Annotated in this window: 15 protein-coding genes; 7 read left to right on the top strand and 8 right to left on the bottom strand. The window is 61.7% G+C overall.

What is annotated here, in order from left to right; all coding sequences use genetic code 11:
* Positions 1–25: 25 nt before the first annotated feature.
* From serS to ACQZ5K_RS07865, 4 genes are all read left to right on the top strand, one after another.
* Positions 26–1,309, top strand: coding sequence for a serine--tRNA ligase (gene serS / locus ACQZ5K_RS07880; protein ID WP_448740061.1), 1,284 nt, complete (start codon positions 26–28; stop codon positions 1,307–1,309).
* Positions 1,310–1,522: 213 nt separating this feature from the next.
* A complete protein-coding gene (gene surE / locus ACQZ5K_RS07875) occupies positions 1,523–2,293 on the top strand; it encodes a 5'/3'-nucleotidase SurE (protein WP_020811580.1) in 771 nt (256 codons plus the stop codon).
* The gene (locus ACQZ5K_RS07870) at positions 2,290–2,943 is read left to right on the top strand and encodes a protein-L-isoaspartate(D-aspartate) O-methyltransferase (protein ID WP_003522731.1); all 654 of its coding nucleotides are present in this window, start codon (positions 2,290–2,292) and stop codon (positions 2,941–2,943) included. Before surE ends, ACQZ5K_RS07870 begins: the two co-directional genes overlap by 4 nt.
* A gap of 345 nt (positions 2,944–3,288) precedes the next feature.
* Positions 3,289–4,854 (top strand): LysM peptidoglycan-binding domain-containing M23 family metallopeptidase, encoded by a 1,566-nt coding sequence (locus ACQZ5K_RS07865; RefSeq protein WP_196377945.1) that lies wholly within the window; start codon positions 3,289–3,291, stop codon positions 4,852–4,854.
* Between the two features lie 282 nt (positions 4,855–5,136).
* Here ACQZ5K_RS07865 and mobB read toward each other — a convergent pair whose 3' ends face one another.
* The 5 genes from mobB to moaA form a co-directional block, all read right to left on the bottom strand.
* Positions 5,137–5,652, bottom strand: coding sequence for a molybdopterin-guanine dinucleotide biosynthesis protein B (mobB, locus tag ACQZ5K_RS07860; RefSeq protein ID WP_003522733.1), 516 nt, complete (start codon positions 5,650–5,652; stop codon positions 5,137–5,139).
* Positions 5,649–6,275 carry a molybdenum cofactor guanylyltransferase MobA gene (gene mobA / locus ACQZ5K_RS07855; RefSeq protein ID WP_448740060.1) on the bottom strand — a complete coding sequence of 209 codons (627 nt, stop codon included), beginning with the start codon at positions 6,273–6,275 and terminating at the stop codon, positions 5,649–5,651. Before mobA ends, mobB begins: the two co-directional genes overlap by 4 nt.
* Positions 6,272–7,471: a multidrug effflux MFS transporter gene (locus tag ACQZ5K_RS07850; protein WP_078053076.1), complete on the bottom strand. Its 1,200-nt coding sequence runs from the start codon at positions 7,469–7,471 to the stop codon at positions 6,272–6,274. Before ACQZ5K_RS07850 ends, mobA begins: the two co-directional genes overlap by 4 nt.
* Position 7,472: 1 nt before the next feature.
* The gene (locus ACQZ5K_RS07845; protein WP_003522736.1) at positions 7,473–8,441 is read right to left on the bottom strand and encodes a DMT family transporter; all 969 of its coding nucleotides are present in this window, start codon (positions 8,439–8,441) and stop codon (positions 7,473–7,475) included.
* A 160-nt stretch (positions 8,442–8,601) separates the two neighbouring features.
* Complete coding sequence (gene moaA / locus ACQZ5K_RS07840) at positions 8,602–9,651, bottom strand: GTP 3',8-cyclase MoaA (protein WP_448740059.1); 1,050 nt, start codon at positions 9,649–9,651, stop codon at positions 8,602–8,604.
* 132 nt (positions 9,652–9,783) lie between these two features.
* Between moaA and ACQZ5K_RS07835 the strand changes: the two genes are divergently transcribed.
* From ACQZ5K_RS07835 to ACQZ5K_RS07825, 3 genes are all read left to right on the top strand, one after another.
* The gene (locus ACQZ5K_RS07835; protein ID WP_003522738.1) at positions 9,784–10,152 is read left to right on the top strand and encodes a gamma-butyrobetaine hydroxylase family protein; all 369 of its coding nucleotides are present in this window, start codon (positions 9,784–9,786) and stop codon (positions 10,150–10,152) included.
* A 309-nt stretch (positions 10,153–10,461) separates the two neighbouring features.
* Positions 10,462–12,273, top strand: coding sequence for a monovalent cation:proton antiporter-2 (CPA2) family protein (locus ACQZ5K_RS07830; RefSeq protein WP_448740058.1), 1,812 nt, complete (start codon positions 10,462–10,464; stop codon positions 12,271–12,273).
* A 54-nt stretch (positions 12,274–12,327) separates the two neighbouring features.
* Positions 12,328–12,936: a pyridoxamine 5'-phosphate oxidase family protein gene (locus ACQZ5K_RS07825; RefSeq protein ID WP_262535431.1), complete on the top strand. Its 609-nt coding sequence runs from the start codon at positions 12,328–12,330 to the stop codon at positions 12,934–12,936.
* Between the two features lie 224 nt (positions 12,937–13,160).
* On the opposite strand, the gene ACQZ5K_RS07820 is transcribed toward ACQZ5K_RS07825, so the two are convergent.
* The 3 genes from ACQZ5K_RS07820 to moaC form a co-directional block, all read right to left on the bottom strand.
* Positions 13,161–14,231, bottom strand: a complete 1,071-nt coding sequence (locus tag ACQZ5K_RS07820) for a GGDEF domain-containing protein (RefSeq protein WP_020809132.1) — start codon at positions 14,229–14,231, stop codon at positions 13,161–13,163.
* A 505-nt stretch (positions 14,232–14,736) separates the two neighbouring features.
* Positions 14,737–15,954: a molybdopterin molybdotransferase MoeA gene (locus tag ACQZ5K_RS07815; RefSeq protein ID WP_448740057.1), complete on the bottom strand. Its 1,218-nt coding sequence runs from the start codon at positions 15,952–15,954 to the stop codon at positions 14,737–14,739.
* Complete coding sequence (moaC, locus tag ACQZ5K_RS07810; protein ID WP_003522743.1) at positions 15,955–16,446, bottom strand: cyclic pyranopterin monophosphate synthase MoaC; 492 nt, start codon at positions 16,444–16,446, stop codon at positions 15,955–15,957. It lies immediately after the preceding gene.
* Position 16,447 lies beyond the last annotated feature (1 nt).

The following is a 16,447-nucleotide window of genomic DNA, read 5'->3' as shown; positions in this document are numbered from 1 at the left end:
GATGCAACAACGGTCTGGAACGACGATGCACGACATTAAATGGATACGTGAAAACCCCGAAGCTTTTGATGCGGCGCTTGCACGCCGCGGCGCGGAGCCTGCTGCCAGCGGCCTGATCGCGCTTGATGAAAAGCGCCGTTCCGTCATCCAGTCCCTGCAGGACATGCAATCGCGCCGCAACGCCGCCTCCAAGGAAATCGGTGCCGCCATGGCGCAGAAGAACATGGAGCTTGCGGAAAAACTCAAAGCCGAAGTCGCCGATCTCAAGGACAACATGCCGCGCGCGGAGGAGGAGGACCGTCAGGTCACCGCCGAGCTCAACGATGCCCTGTCGCGCCTGCCCAACATGCCCTTTGACGACGTGCCCGACGGCAATGACGAACATGACAATGTGGTGGCCCGCGTGGTCGGCCAGAAGCCCGGCTGGAACCATGAGGCCAGGGAACACTTCGATATCGGCGAAGCGCTCGGCTATATGGATTTCGAGCGCGCCGCCAAGCTTTCCGGTGCGCGTTTTACCGTGCTGACCAGCCAGCTTGCGCGTCTGGAACGGGCGCTCGGCCAGTTCATGATCGACCTGCACACCGGCGAGCACGGTTATACGGAGGTATCCTCGCCGCTGATGGTGCGCGACGAGGCGATGTTCGGCACCGGCCAATTGCCGAAATTTACCGAGGACCTGTTCAGGACCACGGATGGCCGCTGGCTAATCCCGACGGCGGAAGTGACGCTGACCAACCTCGTCTCCGGTGAAATTCTCGATCAGGAGAAGTTGCCGCTGCGCTTCACGGCGCTGACGCCGTCCTTCCGTTCGGAAGCGGGCTCGGCCGGCCGCGACACGCGCGGCATGCTGCGCCAGCACCAGTTCTGGAAGTGCGAACTCGTCTCCATTACCGATGCGGAAAGCGCCGTTGCCGAACATGAGCGCATGACGGCCTGCGCCGAAGAGGTGCTGAAGCGCCTTGGCCTGCATTTCCGCACCATGACGCTCTGCACCGGCGATATGGGCTTCAGCGCCCGCAAGACCTACGATCTGGAAGTGTGGCTGCCCGGCCAGAACACCTATCGCGAAATTTCGTCCTGCTCGGTCTGCGGCGATTTCCAGGCGCGGCGCATGAATGCGCGCTATCGCGGCAAGGACGACAAGGCGACGAAGTTCGTGCACACGCTGAACGGCTCCGGCACGGCTGTCGGCCGCTGCCTGATTGCGGTTCTCGAAAATTATCTGAACGAGGACGGTTCCGTCACAATTCCAGACGTGCTGCTGCCCTATATGGGCGGTCTGACGCGGATCGAAAAGGCGGCTTAAGAGAGCGCGGCATCGTGCTATTGGAAGGAGAGTCTGCCAATTACTCCGACCGTCATCCTCGGGCCTGTCCCGAGGATCTGCAACCTATCGATTTATTTGGACGTGATTAGATCCTCGGGACAGGCCCGAGGATGACGTTGAGTGAACTGCACACTTCACCGCCGGAGGAAAGGATGCTCCGTCACTGAAGACATGAGAAGCGGAGAGAGAAACATGCGGATTTTGCTGACGAATGACGACGGTATCCACGCCGAAGGTCTGGCCGTGCTGGAGCGTATCGCCCGCACGCTGTCCGACGATGTCTGGATCGTCGCGCCGGAGACCGACCAGAGCGGTCTCGCGCACTCGCTGACACTGTCTGAACCGCTGCGTCTGCGAAAAGTTTCCGACAAGCATTTCGCGCTGCGCGGCACGCCGACCGATTGCGTCATCATGGGCATTCGCGAAGTGCTGCCGGAGAAGCCGGATCTCGTGCTCTCCGGCGTCAACGCCGGCGCCAACATGGCCGATGACGTGACCTATTCCGGCACCATTGCCGGCGCCATCGAAGGCACGCTGCAGGGCGTGCGCTCCTTTGCGCTCAGCCAGGCGTTCAGCCACGCCGACGGCCGCGTCGTGCCGTGGGAAGTCGCCGAGACCTATGCGCCGGACCTCCTGCGCAAGCTGATGAATGTCGATCTGCCCGATGGCACGTTCCTCAATCTGAATTTCCCCAATTGCGCGCCCAAGGATGTGCAGGGCGTTTCCGTGACCGGGCAGGGCAAGCTCGATTTCGGCCTGACGGTGGAAGAACGTCAGGATGGCCGCGGTTTTCCCTATTACTGGCTGCGCTTCGGAGAGCGTCTCGGCACCTTCCGCGAAGGCACCGATATCCACGCTTTGAAACATGGCAAGATTTCCGTCACACCGCTTAAGCTTGACCTGACGGACTACACGGTGAAGGATCGGGTTGCGCAAGCGCTTGGATTCGGAGTCGCCGATTGAAATCCGCAATGGTCGAAAAGGAAGGTTTTGCCGCTCTCGTTCTCCGCTTAAGGGGCGAGGGAATTTCCGATCTCGACCTTCTGACGGCGGTCGAGCAGACGCCGCGCTCCAAATTCGTGCCGCCGCAATTTGCGGCGGACGCCTATTCCAGCCGCACGATCCCGATCGACTGCGGCGCCTTCATGGAAGGCGCCGACATGGCGGTAAAAATCCTTGCCCGGCTGCAGCTGAAACCCGGCCAGCGCGTGCTGGAAATCGGCACGGGCAGCGGTTTCATGACCGCGATCATCGCTCGTCGGGTGGAGCGCGTCTTTTCGCTGGAGCGTTACAAGACGCTGGTGCAGCAGGCGCAGAACTGTCTCGACGATCTCTCCATCCGCAATGTCGTCATCCGTCAGGCGGATGGCAGCAACGGCCTGGTGGGCGAGGGCACCTTCGACCGCATCGTCTCCACCGCCGCCTTCACTACCATGCCCCGCTTCTTTGCCGAACAGATCGTTTCGGGCGGCATGATGATCGCGCCGATCATTCTCGAAGACGAACGTTGCGTGATGACACGCTTCTCCAAGACCGGCAGCCGCTTCGAGAAGGAAGAGCTGTTCGAGGCGCCTTACCTGCCGCTCAGCACTCATATTGCGCGTCATTTGTGACAAAATGAAAATTTTGGCGACATTCTATTTTTGTCTCCTAATGTTCTGAATTGCCGCAACTATCTGATTTTCAATATCATTATTGTATCAACATGACGCATCCGGTTTTCGTCATGGTTATCGAAGTGTCAAAAAAGCGCTGAACGGCTTAACGTTTTAACGGCGTGGTAACACTAACGCGCTTTAATCATAAACATCGACGCATGGTTTTCCCCACCTCGGGAAATGGGCCTTGCAAGAAGTGAAATTTGTGCCGGATCGGTCTCGATGCGGCGGGTTGGCGTCAGTGTAGATCGAGTCATGCGTATGAGACATTCGTCTAAAATCGGAAAATCAGTCGCAAAAATGTTCGCAGCGGCATTGCTGGCAAGCGTCGCAACGGGCTGTAGCTCGGATGCAACGCGGTTCAGCGGCCTCTTTTCCAGTGGACCGGATCAGATGACCACGGCGTCAATTCCTGCCCGTCAGGGCGGCGGTGCTTACGGGCAGGCCCCGGTTCCGCAGGGCGACATGAATGGCGGTTACGCCTCTGCCGCACCGCAGGGCGGTTATGCCAACCAGAACATGGCGGGCAATTCCTACCCGCAATCGGGTGGTTATGGCGGCGTTCAGCCTTCCACGGCCCGCTCGGCTTCGGCCTCTCCGGTGCAGCGCTCCGAGCTGTCGGCGCCGACGGCGGTGGCAAGCCGCGATCCGTCGAGCCGCAACGAAGCCATGGCCCAGCCTTTCCCGTCCGCTCAGCCCAAGGCCGCGCCGTCTCTTGCTGCGCCCGCCCGGCAGGCTGCCGCTCCCGTCACCGACAATCTGACGACCGCAACCGTTCGTTCCGACAAGAACGGCTGGCATACCGATGGCGCTTCCTCCGTGACCCTGCGTCCCGGCGAAAGCATCGCGACCCTCTCCAACCGCTACGGCGTTCCGGAAAAGGAACTGCTGCGCGTCAACGGTCTGAAGACCGCATCCTCGGCGCAGGCCGGCCAGTCGATCCTCATTCCGAAGTTCGGTCAGGTCCGCAATGCCGCCAAGGACGCGGCCGGCGATATCGCTCTCAACCGCAATGGCGACCAGCCGACACCGCTGCGTAGTCCTGAAGGGAACGTGGCCGTGCTGCCGTCGCAGGCGGCCGCCCGTGACAAGGTTTCCTCCGAGACCGGCAAGCTGACGCCTCCCGGCGGCAAGCCGCTGCCGCCGACCGGTGGTTACAAGGTTCAGCCGGGCGACAGCCTGGCGAAGATCGCCCGCGAAAACGGCGTGTCGGTCGCTGCCCTCAAGGCGGCAAACGGTCTCAGCAACGAAAGCATCCGCGTCGGCCAGACGCTCAATATGCCGGGCGCTTCGACGGATGCCATCAAGACGGCTTCCGTTCCCGCCAAGGAAGCGGCCAAGCCGGTCGAAACCGCATCGGCCAAGCCTGAGCCTTACAAGGCACCGGCTGCTGCCGCGGCTCCGACTGCGCCTGCCACGCCGGCCACCGCCAGTGTCAGTGACATCGAGAAGAAGGCGGACATGGCTTCCGTCGCACCGGAATCCACGGGCATCGGCAAATATCGCTGGCCGGTTCGCGGCGCAGTCATCAACAATTTCGGCGACAATGTCGAAGGCAGCCGCAATGATGGCATCAACATCTCCGTTCCGGAAGGCACGCCGATCAAGGCCGCCGAAAACGGCGTGGTCATCTATGCGGGCAACGGCCTGAAGCAGCTCGGCAACACGGTTCTCGTCCGCCATGACGACGGCAAGGTCACCGTTTACGGCAACGCCGCCAATCTCGACGTGCAGCGCGGCCAGAAGGTCCAGCGCGGCCAGACCATCGCCACATCGGGCATGACCGGCAGCGCCAAGCGTCCGCAGGTTCACTTCGAAGTTCGCAAGGATGCGACGCCGGTGAACCCCTCCAGTTTCCTTGAATAGGTATTGCGTCTCAAGGAATGATGAAGCCGGGTGAAGAGCCCGGCTTTTTCATTTTTGGGGTGGGGATCACGGGAGATTGCGTCAGGCGTTGTGGGCTTCGGCTTCACGGCACTTCTCCTCCGTCATGCCGGACCTGATCCGGCATCCAGCCGACGCGCGTCGGCGCGGCGAAAGGGTCCTTTCAGCCCAAGGACTTGGGCTGGCTGGATACCGGCTCAGGGCCGGTATGACGGAAGTGGGGAGGCGGCCTGGGCGCCGACGCCGCGCCGTTCTGACGCCTGTTTACGCCCTCACCAGTCCCACCGTCCTCTCGATGAAATCGGCAATGGCGCCGGTATCGTCGAGATCGAAAACCGGCAGCGCCGTGTCCGTCACCGCGTGGTCGGCGGCAATGGCGACGATATGCGGATCGAGCGGCGCAAGCGGTTCGGTCTTGGCGGCCTCCAGCCGGCGTGCTTCGATCTTCGGCACGGGCTCGTATTTGTAACCTTCGATCAGCACCAGATCGCAGGGGGCGAGGCGGGCGAGAATATCCTCGAAGGAGGGTTCCGGTTCGCCGCGCAATTCATGCATGATGGCGAAACGGGTGCCGGAAACGATGGTGACCTCATGTGCGCCGGCCTGCCGGTGACGCCAGCTATCCGCCCCGACCTTGTCGATATCGAAATCATGATGGGCGTGCTTGATGGTGGAGACGCGGTAGCCGCGCGCCGTCAGCTCGGTGACGATACGGACCGCAAGGCCGGTCTTGCCCGAGTTTTTCCAGCCGGCGATGCCGAAGACCTTTTGTGCTGTCATGATTCCAGGTTCTCCAGATAGCTGCGCGCCAGCGCCAGTTCATCCGGCGTGTTGATGTTGAAGAACGGATCGAGGCTGCCCTTTGCCGTTTCCAGCGGCGGGAAGGCCACGCCGATGGTGACATGGCGGGCGAGATAGGCGCGGATGCGCCGGTTCGCATCGTTCTTCAGCCACGCCTCGAGATCGTCGGCCAATGCCAGCGGCCACAGCGCAAAGACCGGGTGAAGCTGGCCGCTGGAGGCGGCGATGACGATTGCATTGTCCGACAGGTGTTCGTAAAGCCGCGCCACGAGATCGTCCGGGAAAAACGGGCTGTCGGCAGGCGCCGTCAGGAAGTGGCTCGCCGCATCCCCGCGGTGCTGGAAATGGCGCATGCCCGCCAGAATACCCGCGAGCGGCCCGGCATGGCCGTTCAGCGTATCGGGCAGCAGCGGCAGGCCGAAACTCTCCGCCCAGCCATTGGCTGCGTTGATGGTCACATCTGAGACCTGCGGCGTGATGCGGCTGATGACATGGGAGATGAGGGGCGCATCGCCCAATTGCACCATCGCCTTGTTGCTGCCCATGCGCCGCGAAAGCCCGCCAGCGAGCACGAGACCGGGTATTTCGAAAGGGGCCGTCATTCCCGCTTTTCCTGCAGCCTTACGACATAGGTGGTGAGGAGGGCGACAAGGCCGGTCGCCAGCATCACCAGAAGAAGCGGCCAGGTTCCGTCCTCCCTGGACAGGACCGAGGAGGCGAGCACCGAGAGCGCTGCGCCGCCGCCGATGGTCATCGCGCCGCCGAGGCCGGAGGCGGAGCCGGCCAGATGCGGCTGGACGCTGACCATGCCGGCATTGGCGCTTGGCAGCGTCACGCCGTTGCCGACGCCGATCAAGGCAAGCGGCACGAAAAACGCATAGGCGCTTTCCGCCCCGGCGGAGATCAGCAGCATGGTCGTGGCGATGCCCGCAATGGCGATGACATTGCCCGACAGCATCATGCGGGTAATGCCGATTTCGCTGGCATAACGGCCGGAGATGAAGTTGCCGAGCATGTAACCGCTGGCCATGAAGAAGAACTGCAGGCCGAGCATGGCCGGCGCAAGCCCGTAAAGCACGCTGCCGACAAAGGGCGCACCGCCGAGGAAGGAGAAGAACATGCCCGATGAGAAGGTCGAGGTCAGCGCGTAACCCCAGAACAGCGGCGAGCGCAGCAGTTCCGGCCAGGCGTGGAACTGCTGTGAAAAACTAGCCGACTTATTGTGGTTGGTTTCGCCGAGATCGAACCAGGCGAGCACCAGAATGCCGACGCCGAGCAGGGAGAGGAGGGCGAAGCTCGATTGCCAGCCGGAAATGTCGTTAAGCAGGCCGCCAACCGTCGGCCCCACCATCGGCACCACGGACATGCCCATGGTTACGTAGCCGATCATCGAGGCCGCCTGTTCCATCGGCACCATGTCGCGCACTATGGCGCGCGCCAGCACGAAGCCGGAAACGACGGCCGCCTGCGCAACGCGCCCGATCATGAAGACGGTGATGTTGGGCGCGAGCATGCAGACGAGCGTTGCGACGATCATGATGGCGATGCTGGCCAGCATGACCGGGCGGCGTCCGAAGAGATCGGAAAGCGGGCCGATGATGAGCTGCAGGCAGGCGGTGGCGGCAAGATAACCCGAAACGGCAAATTGCATCACCGCGTAGTCGGTCTCGAAATAAACCGCCATGGCCGCAAGCGAGGGCAGGAACACATTCATGCACAGCGCCGCAACGCCGGCGATGACGACCAGCGTGATGATGTGGGGCGGGGTGGTCCTGTCCAGAAAACGGCCGCTGTTCATGTCATTCTCCCGCCTCTTCCGTAACGGCAGTTTTCGTTACGGAAGCCGGCCGTACCGTGGTCGCGGCGGTGGGTGTGGCGGCTGCGCGCTTGGCCATCTGCGAGCGCTTGCGCAGGCTTTCGCGGTAGAAGGTATAAAGGCCCGAACCGATGACGATCATGGCGCCGACGATGGTGTAATTGTCGATCTTTTCGTTGAAGAAGAACACGCCGATCATGAAACCCCAGAGCAGGCCGGTATAACGGAACGGCGCGACGAAGGAGATTTCGCCTGATCGCATCGACAGTATGATCGCCTGATAGCCGACCAGCACGAGAATGGCGGAGGCGGCCAGATGCGACACGATCATGAAGTTCATCGGTTGCCAGCCGCCGAAGGGCACGATCAGCAGGCCGCCCACCGCCATGTTGACGAAGGCGGTGATGACGGTGATGGCGAGCGAGGGCACATCGGCATACATTTTCCGGGTCAGCAGATCGCGCGCGGCGGTGACGGCGAGCGATGCGACGACCAGAAGCGCACCCGGCGTGAAGCCTTCCGGGCCGGGCCTGATGATGACGAGCACGCCGATAAAACCGACGATGATCGCCACCCAGCGCCGCCAGCCCACGGGTTCGCGCAGGAACAGCGCCGCACCCAGCGTCACCACCAGGGGCAGGGACTGCAATATGGCCGAGGCATTGGAAAATTCGATGAGGCCGAGCGCCGTCAGGTAGAGCACGGCCGCAGTCACCTCGCAGAGACAGCGCAGGATGATGATGGGGCGCATGAGGGTTTTCAGCGGCCGTAGCGCGCCGAAATGGCGGGCGGCGATGTAGATCAGCACCACCGTCATGATGCCGCGGACGAACATGATCTGGCCGGTGTTGATATAGGGGGTGACGGATTTCGTCAGGGCGTCATTGGCCGTGAAGCTTGCCATGGCGAGCGCCATCAACAGGGCGCCGCGCGTATTGTCCGTCAATGCCATTCCAAAATATCCCAGACCATGCGCGGTTTTCCCGACGGCCCTTTCGGGGCGATTTGGGCCGCCTTTCCGGCGTGACCGCGCATTCCTCCATGTAAAGAGACGTGGCACGGCACAGCCGGCATTTCAACCGTTTATATGGGTGGGTGGACGAGAAACAGTTTCAGCCGCCGGTCACGCTCATATGGCGGGAGACGGCAGGCCGGTTGTGGGTGCGGTCGATGATGAAATCATGCCCCTTCGGCTTGCGCAGAAGGGCTTCATCGATGGCGCTGGAAAGATAGGCATCGCTGTCGGAGGCGCGCAGTGCGGTGCGCAGATCGGCGGCGTCATCCTGGCCCAGGCACATATAAAGCGTGCCGGTGCAGGTGAGGCGGACGCGGTTGCAGCTTTCGCAGAAATTATGCGTCATCGGCGTGATGAAGCCGAGCCGGCCGCCGGTTTCCTTCACCGTCACGTAACGGGCGGGGCCGCCGGTCTGGTAATCGCTGTCGATGAGCGTGAAATTCTTTTCCAGATCGGCGCGCAACTGCGAAAGCGGCAGGTAGCGGTCGGTCCGGTCTTCCTCGATCTCACCCATCGGCATGGTTTCGATCACCGTCAGGTCCATGCCGCGACCGTGGGCGAAACGCATGAGGTCGGGAATTTCGGCGTCGTTGAAGTCCTTCAGCGCCACCGCGTTGAGCTTGACTTTGATACCCGCGGCCTGGGCGGCGTCGAGCCCCTCCATGACGCGGTCGAGATCGCCCCAGCGGGTGATGTGGCGGAATTTGTCGCGGTCGAGCGTATCGAGCGACACGTTGATGCGGCGCACGCCGCAATCGGCGAGTTCCGTGGCGAATTTCGCAAGCTGCGAGCCGTTGGTGGTCAGCGTCAGCTCGGTGAGCGCGCCTGTGCGCACATGCCGGCCGAGGTTCCTCACCAGCGACATGATGTTCTTGCGCACCAGCGGCTCGCCGCCGGTCAGCCTCAGCTTGCGCACGCCGCGCGTTATGAAGACGGAACAGAGCCGGTCGAGTTCTTCGAGCGTCAGAAGGTCCTTCTTCGGCAGGAAGGTCATGTGTTCGGACATGCAATAGGTGCAGCGGAAATCGCAGCGGTCGGTGACGGAAACGCGCAGATAGGTGATGGCGCGGCCGAAAGGGTCCACCATCGGTGTGCTGTTTTCCGTCAGGGTTTTCGCTTTTTCAAGCGAGCCGGAGAAACCGTTCACGTCTCCATCCTCAATGCGCCTTGCGCCGGGCACACACGCTGAATGTGTGCTCTATTAGCTGATGTAGTGGCTTGCCTATCGTGAGGCAAGTCCGTAATTCTGACGCATATGACGAGCTTGCGGAAGTGAAAAATGAGCGATGCCTGGCCGACCGAGCTGCTTGTGTCGAAAGACCGGCGTGAACTGACCGTTTCCTTCGACGATGGAAGCGTTTACCGGCTTCAGGCCGAGATGCTGCGCGTGCTTTCGCCCTCTGCCGAGGTGCAGGGCCATGGGCCGGGACAAAAGGTCACGGTGCCCGGCAAACGCGATGTTACCATCCGTTCCATGGTCGCCACCGGCAATTATGCGGTTCGCATCGTTTTCGACGATGGCCACGATAGCGGCATCTACACCTGGAAATATCTGAAGGAACTGGGTGAGACCGGGGATGCGCTGTTTGCGGATTATGAGCGGCAGCTCGCCGAAAAGGGCTTGAGCAGGGAACCGCGATACCGGTAGGCGGACGCAAGGCCTGCGGACCCTACCACCCTCATTCCTGTGCTTGTCACAGGAATCCAGCCAGCCCAAGTCCTTGGGCTGAAGAAGACTCCTCCCGCTGCGCCGACGCGCGTCGACTGGATTCCTGTGACAAGCACAGGAATGAGGGGAGGAGGACAGCGGCATCCGAGGCCCGCATGCCTGATGGACAAATAACCCGTTGAATCTGCGCATCGTCCTTCAGTAAAATCGTTTTCGCTTTTCACGCCGATGCGCTAGGAAGTGAGCGAGGGAACACCCTCGTCTTATCGATTTTCAGCGGGGTGGCGTGTGGCTGTAGAAGCGAACGGAAATGATCTGGCCCAGGTGGTCGTGTTGCTGGCGGCGGGCGTTGTCGCTGCGCCGATCTTCAAGCGCATCGGCCTCGGTTCGGTGCTCGGCTATCTGGCCGCCGGTCTGGTGATCGGGCCTTACGGTCTCGGTTTTTTCTCCGATTCGCAGGCCATTCTGCACATAGCGGAACTCGGCGTGGTGATGTTCCTGTTCATCATCGGCCTTGAAATGCAGCCGTCGCGGCTGTGGTCGATGCGGCAGGATATTTTCGGGCTGGGTGCGCTGCAGGTGCTGGTTTGCATGGCGGGCCTGACATTGATCGGGGTCGGTCTCGGTTTTCCCGTTATCATGTCCTTCGTCGCCGGCACCGGTTTCGTGCTGACGTCGACGGCGATCGTCATGCAGATGCTGCAGGAGCGCAACAGCATGTCGAGCCTGAAAGGCCAGCGCATCATCGCCATCCTGCTGTTCGAGGATCTGGCCATCGTGCCGCTGCTGGCGCTTGTCGCCTTCCTCGGTTCGGGCGGCGAACATGTGACGGCGTCGGAGCGCTGGGCTTCCGTCGGTATTGCGCTTGCCGCCGTCGGTGCGCTCATCCTTGCCGGGCGTTATCTTCTCAACCCGTTCTTTCGCCTGCTGGCGGCTTCCGGCGCGCGGGAGGTGATGACGGCCGCGGCGCTGCTGGTGGTGCTGGGTTCGGCGCTTCTGATGCAGGTCAGCGGCCTTTCCATGGCCATGGGCGCCTTTCTTGCCGGCGTGCTGCTGTCGGAATCCTCCTTCCGCCATCAGCTGGAAGCGGATATCGAGCCGTTTCGCGGCATTCTGCTCGGCCTGTTTTTCCTCGGTGTCGGCATGGCGATCGATCTTGCCGTCATCGCCTCCAACTGGCAGCTCGTGGTCATCAGCGTCGCGGGCTACATGCTGCTCAAGGCCTTCCTGATCTATGGCGTGGCGCGGGCGCTCGGCACCACCCGGCGCGAAAGCCTGGAACGGGCGGTGCTGATGGCGCAGGGCGGCGAATTCGCCTTCGTGCTTTATTCGGCCGCCGTCAGCGCTGGTATTCTCGACCGGGAGGCGAACGCCATCCTGACGGCGACCATCATCATCTCCATGGTGCTGACGCCGCTGATGGTCATCCTGCATGACCGGCTGGTGCCGGCGGCGGTTCCCAATACCGACGATCTCGACGTGCCTGAAAATGTCGAGGGCAGCATTCTCCTGATTGGCTTCGGGCGTTTCGGCCAGATCGTCAGCCAGCCGCTTCTGGCGCGGGGCTACACGCTGTCGCTCATCGACAAGGATGCCGAGTTCGTACGCGATGCGGCGGAATTCGGCTTCAAGGTCTATTATGGCGACGGTTCGCGGGCGGAAATCCTGCATGCTGCCGGCGCGAGCACGGCGCGTGCCGTGCTTATCTGTGTCGATGACAAGGAGGCGGCCGTCAGGATCGCGGAGATCGTCAAGCACGAATTCCCGCTAGTTCCGGTTCTCGCCCGCGCTTACGACCGCGGCCACGCGATCGATCTGCTGAAGGCCGGCGTCGATTACCAGATCCGCGAAACGCTGGAATCGGCGCTGAATTTCAGCGAGGAAGTGCTGGGCGCCATGGGCGAGGAGCGGGAAGACGCCGCGCGTCTGGTGGAAGAATTCCGCGACCGCGACGAGGAGCGTTTCGCCATGGAAGTCGTCGGCGGCATTTATGCCGGCCGTTCGCTGATCCGTGGCAATGCCCAGCCGGCCGACCTCGTTGCCGCCCGCACCGCGCGCGAGCGGGCCGAGCGGGAAAAGGCGGAAGCCGCGGAGGAATAGGACGCCCCGGTCTTTCGGCGGCGACAGAGGGAATTGGCAGGGATAGGAACGGACATGACGATCATTCGCACGGTTGAGGAATTGAAGGCCATCTATGACAGCACGAGCGAGGCATCGATCGCCAAGGTGACAGCCGCGCTGACGGCCGAATACCGGCTGATGATCGAGACTTCGCCGTTCCTGGCGCTGGCGACGGTCGGGCCGGAAGGCATGGACTGTTCGCCGCGCGGCGACAAGGGCGGCGTGGTCCGGGTGGCCGATGAGAGGACCGTGCTTTTGCCGGACTGGCGCGGCAATAACCGTGTGGATTCGCTTCTGAACATCGTGCGCGATCCGCGCGTGGCGCTGATGTTCCTGATACCCGGCTCGAATACGACGATGCGCATCAACGGCCGCGCCGTGGTCTCCGTCGATCCCGATCTGCTGGAAAGCTTCGAGATGGACGGCAAACATCCGCGCACCGTCATCGTGGTGACAATCGATGAAGTCTATTTCCAGTGCGCCCGGGCGCTGATGCGCTCGGAACTGTGGAACCCCGATAATTTCGTCGACCCGGCTTCGCTTCCGACACCCGGTCTTCTGCTCAAGGCGGCCAAGGCGGAATTCGATCAGGAGACCTATGACCGGGAATGGGCGGCGCGGGCGGCCAAGACCATGTGGTGAGGCGTCATTTGCCGCAGTAACAGGTTGCGCACTTAACAGGGCGTGCGCCGCTTATATCAAACCGCCCTCATTCCTGTGCTTGTCACAGGAATCCAGCCAGCCCAAGTCTTTGGGCTGAATGGACTCTCCCGCCGCGCAGACGCGCGTCGACTGGATTCCTGTGACAAGCACAGGAATGAGGGCGAGAGGGCGCTGCATTCGATGCTACCTACCAGTGTCGCTCCTCACGTCCGATAAATCAGCCAGTTCTTGCCTGTATAGTTCTTCTGCATGCCGTCCTCGTAATAGACGGAGCGGTTTCGGCCGGTTTCCTTGGCATGGTAGAGCGCGGTGTCGGCATGGCCGTAAAGCTCGCTCGGGTTGGTGGCCTGTGCGGCGGAAGCGAAGCCGAGGGAGATCGTCACCGTGCCGTAGTCGGCGCCCGATCTCGAATTGCGGAAGGGCGTGCTTTCCAGCGACAGGCGGATGCGCTCGCACATCACCATGACCTCTTCCGGCGTATTGCCATCCAGAATGATGGCGAATTCCTCGCCGCCGCTTCTGGCGACAAAACCATCCTTGCGGACATTGGCGCGGATGACCGAGGCGACGGTGGCGAGAATCTTGTCGCCGACCGGATGGCCGAAAGTGTCGTTGATCCGCTTGAAATGATCGATATCGAGCAGGACGAGCGTGGTATATTGCAGGCCGATGGAGCTGTCATAGACGGATGCCAGCCGGTCGTCGAAGGCGCGCCGGTTGGACAGGCGCGTTAGCGAATCCGTATTGGCGATGCGCTTGTACTCATCCAGCTCCAGACGCACCTGATGCATTTCCTCGGCATGGCGGTTGACATCGTTGAAGGCCTTTTCGCCGTCGATGATTTTCGAGCCGGTGGCCTCGGCCAGCAGCGAAATCGCATTCCTCAGAATATTGCTGCTGGCGGCATTCTTGTCATCGATGCGCTGGCGCGTTTCGCCGAGAATCCTGTTGTAGTTTTCGATGGAGGATTGTTCGCGCCTCAGCGTGCCCAGAAGGCCCTCCAGTTCGCGCCTGAGCTTCTCATGCGCATCGTCGATGGACCGGGCGGGATTGCCTTCCCCGTAACGCGAGGACAGCTCGTCCAGATCCTCCTGCGTGACCCGGTTTCCAAGTGCTGCCAGATCCTTCGTCAGGGCAGGGTTCGAACCGATATAGGCTTCGTAAAAGAGGCTGTAGTTACGCGGGATCGGCGAAACACCCATGCTCCGCATGGCATAGGCAATCTGCCCGGCAATGTCGGGCCCCGTGGTTTTGGGCGTGGATGCCGTGTTCATCAAGAAACTCCAGTGAGTCTGCTTATCGACTATGATTATTATTATGAAGCTCGTTTTGGAAAGCTTAATTTATGGGAAACTAATTTTTGTGCCCGGAAACTTCATTTTCGTCACTTTTTATTTTATTTAATTGATAAATATAAGTAATTTTCATTTTGAAGAATTCCGGAACTTTTTCCCTCTACTATTCGCCTTGGTGACAGCATCGCATTTATTCTGTCAATCCCAATAACGGGATTCGTGTGATTTATTTTGGCACAACAATATGGAGAAATAATCCCGCGGCGGAAAGGCATGGTGGTTTTTGAATTCGTGGAGATCCCGCCTATAGGCGGTTTTTTTATCATTCGTGTCGGGATACAGGAATGTTACAGTCTTATCTTCGGTTTCTGCGCCATGCGGCACGCGTCAGTGCCGTTTTGTGACGGCGCGGCAACCATTCGGTAAGGTTCAGGGGGAGGCGAGTTATGCTGCCGGCAGCAGGTCCGGCCGTATCGCCTGCGTGTCAGGATCTCAGCCTGATGACCGGGCATTCCGTTCCCGCCGCCGCCGCCGGCGCATTTGGCGGGCGCACGATCAAGCCGTCGGAATGGGCCAATATCTTCATCATCGATGAATCCTGCTTCGCATGGGCTTCCGCCACCAGCAGGCCGTTTTCGTCCGTGCTGAAACGGGCGCGCAGATAATCCTGCCGGTGATCATTCACTTTCAACGGCATGGCGGTGCGGGCGGTGGCCATGCGTTGCAGCGGCGCGCGGCGGGCGATGCTGCGGAGCAGCGGTTCGAGGAACAGCAGGCCGCAGACGAGGCTGGCAACCGGGTTTCCGGGCAGGCCCAGAACCTGCATGGCGCCGATGGACCCGACCATCAGCGGTTTTCCCGGACGCATGGCGATGCGCCAGAAATCGAGCTGCATGCCTTCCGCCTTCAAGGCGGCCTGCACGAGATCGTGGTCGCCGACGGAGGCGCCGCCGAGCGTCACCAGCACATCGACCTTCGCCGCGACCGCCTTGCCGATGGCGGCGCGGATCAGCCTGTCGTCATCGGCGATGATACCGAGATCGAGAACCTCGGCACCCGCCTGCCGGGCGAGGGAGGCGACGCCGAAGGTGTTGGAGGCGATGATCTGGGCGGGCTGCGGTGCGCTTCCCGGCGGCAGCAGCTCATCGCCGGTGGCGAGGATGGCGATGCGCGGCCTGCGATAGACGGTGAGCGCGGCATGGTTCATAGCCGCCGCGAGCGTCAGGTCGGTGAAACCGAGTTCCCGCCCGGCCGTCAGAGCCGCTTCGCCTTCGGTAAAATCCTGTCCGCGCGGGCGGATATGTCGCCCGGCGGTGACGTCGAAGGCGGTGCGGATTTTTCCGCCCTCCAGCACTTCGGCATCTTCCTGAATGAGAATGGTGTCCGCACCCTGCGGCACGGGCGCGCCGGTGAAGATGCGAACGGCCTGACCTTCACCCACCGTGCCGGTAAAGGCATGGCCGGCGGCGGCCTGACCGATGACGGTGAGGACCGAGCCGATCACCGCCGCATCGGCGCTGCGCAGCGCATAACCGTCCATGGCCGAGGCATCGAAGGGGGGCTGGGTGAGACGTGCAATGAGATCGGCCGAGAGAACCCGGCCATCGCATTCGGCAAGCGGCAGGGTTTCGCTTTCGGTCACCGGAACCGCTGCTTCCAGAAGGCGTCTCATGGCCTCATCCACGGGCAGCAGCGGTTTCATTCACGTCTCCTGTCGCCGGAAATCGCCGGATTTGCCGCCGCTCTTTTCAAGAAGGCGGATATTGACGATTTCCATCGCCTTGTCGGCGGCCTTGGCCATGTCGTAGATCGTCAGGCAGGCGATGGATACGGCGGTCAGCGCTTCCATCTCCACGCCGGTCTTGCCGGACAGTTTCACCAGCGCTTCGACCCGCAGGCCGGGCAGGGCGGCGTCTTCGGCAATGTCCACCGCCACCTTGGTCAGCATCAGCGGATGGCAGAGCGGGATGAGGTTTGCCGTCTGCTTGGCGGCCATGATGCCGGCGAGGCGTGCGGTGCCGATGACGTCGCCCTTCCTGGCGTTGCCTTCGCGGATGAGCGCCAGCGTTTCCGGCTTCATCTTCACGAAGCCTTCGGCCACAGCGACACGGACGGTCTCGGCCTTGTCGCCGACATCGACCATATGCGCTTCGCCGCCGGCATCGATATGGGTGAGCTTTCCCGCCTCGCTCATC

It is taken from the genome of Agrobacterium sp. 22-226-1, assembly GCF_053522345.1.
This window is presented reverse-complemented; position numbering and strand designations above follow the sequence as displayed.

Coding starts and splice junctions, on each gene's coding strand:
- serS (WP_448740061.1), top strand. CDS start 26: ATGCACGACATTAAATGGATACGTGAAAACCCCGAAGCTTTTGATGCG.
- surE (WP_020811580.1), top strand. CDS start 1,523: ATGCGGATTTTGCTGACGAATGACGACGGTATCCACGCCGAAGGTCTG.
- ACQZ5K_RS07865 (WP_196377945.1), top strand. CDS start 3,289: ATGTTCGCAGCGGCATTGCTGGCAAGCGTCGCAACGGGCTGTAGCTCG.
- mobB (WP_003522733.1), bottom strand. CDS start 5,652: ATGACAGCACAAAAGGTCTTCGGCATCGCCGGCTGGAAAAACTCGGGC.
- mobA (WP_448740060.1), bottom strand. CDS start 6,275: ATGACGGCCCCTTTCGAAATACCCGGTCTCGTGCTCGCTGGCGGGCTT.
- ACQZ5K_RS07850 (WP_078053076.1), bottom strand. CDS start 7,471: ATGAACAGCGGCCGTTTTCTGGACAGGACCACCCCGCCCCACATCATC.
- ACQZ5K_RS07845 (WP_003522736.1), bottom strand. CDS start 8,441: ATGGCATTGACGGACAATACGCGCGGCGCCCTGTTGATGGCGCTCGCC.
- ACQZ5K_RS07835 (WP_003522738.1), top strand. CDS start 9,784: ATGAGCGATGCCTGGCCGACCGAGCTGCTTGTGTCGAAAGACCGGCGT.
- ACQZ5K_RS07825 (WP_262535431.1), top strand. CDS start 12,328: ATGACGATCATTCGCACGGTTGAGGAATTGAAGGCCATCTATGACAGC.
- ACQZ5K_RS07820 (WP_020809132.1), bottom strand. CDS start 14,231: ATGAACACGGCATCCACGCCCAAAACCACGGGGCCCGACATTGCCGGG.
- ACQZ5K_RS07815 (WP_448740057.1), bottom strand. CDS start 15,954: ATGAAACCGCTGCTGCCCGTGGATGAGGCCATGAGACGCCTTCTGGAA.
- moaC (WP_003522743.1), bottom strand. CDS start 16,446: ATGAGCGAGGCGGGAAAGCTCACCCATATCGATGCCGGCGGCGAAGCG.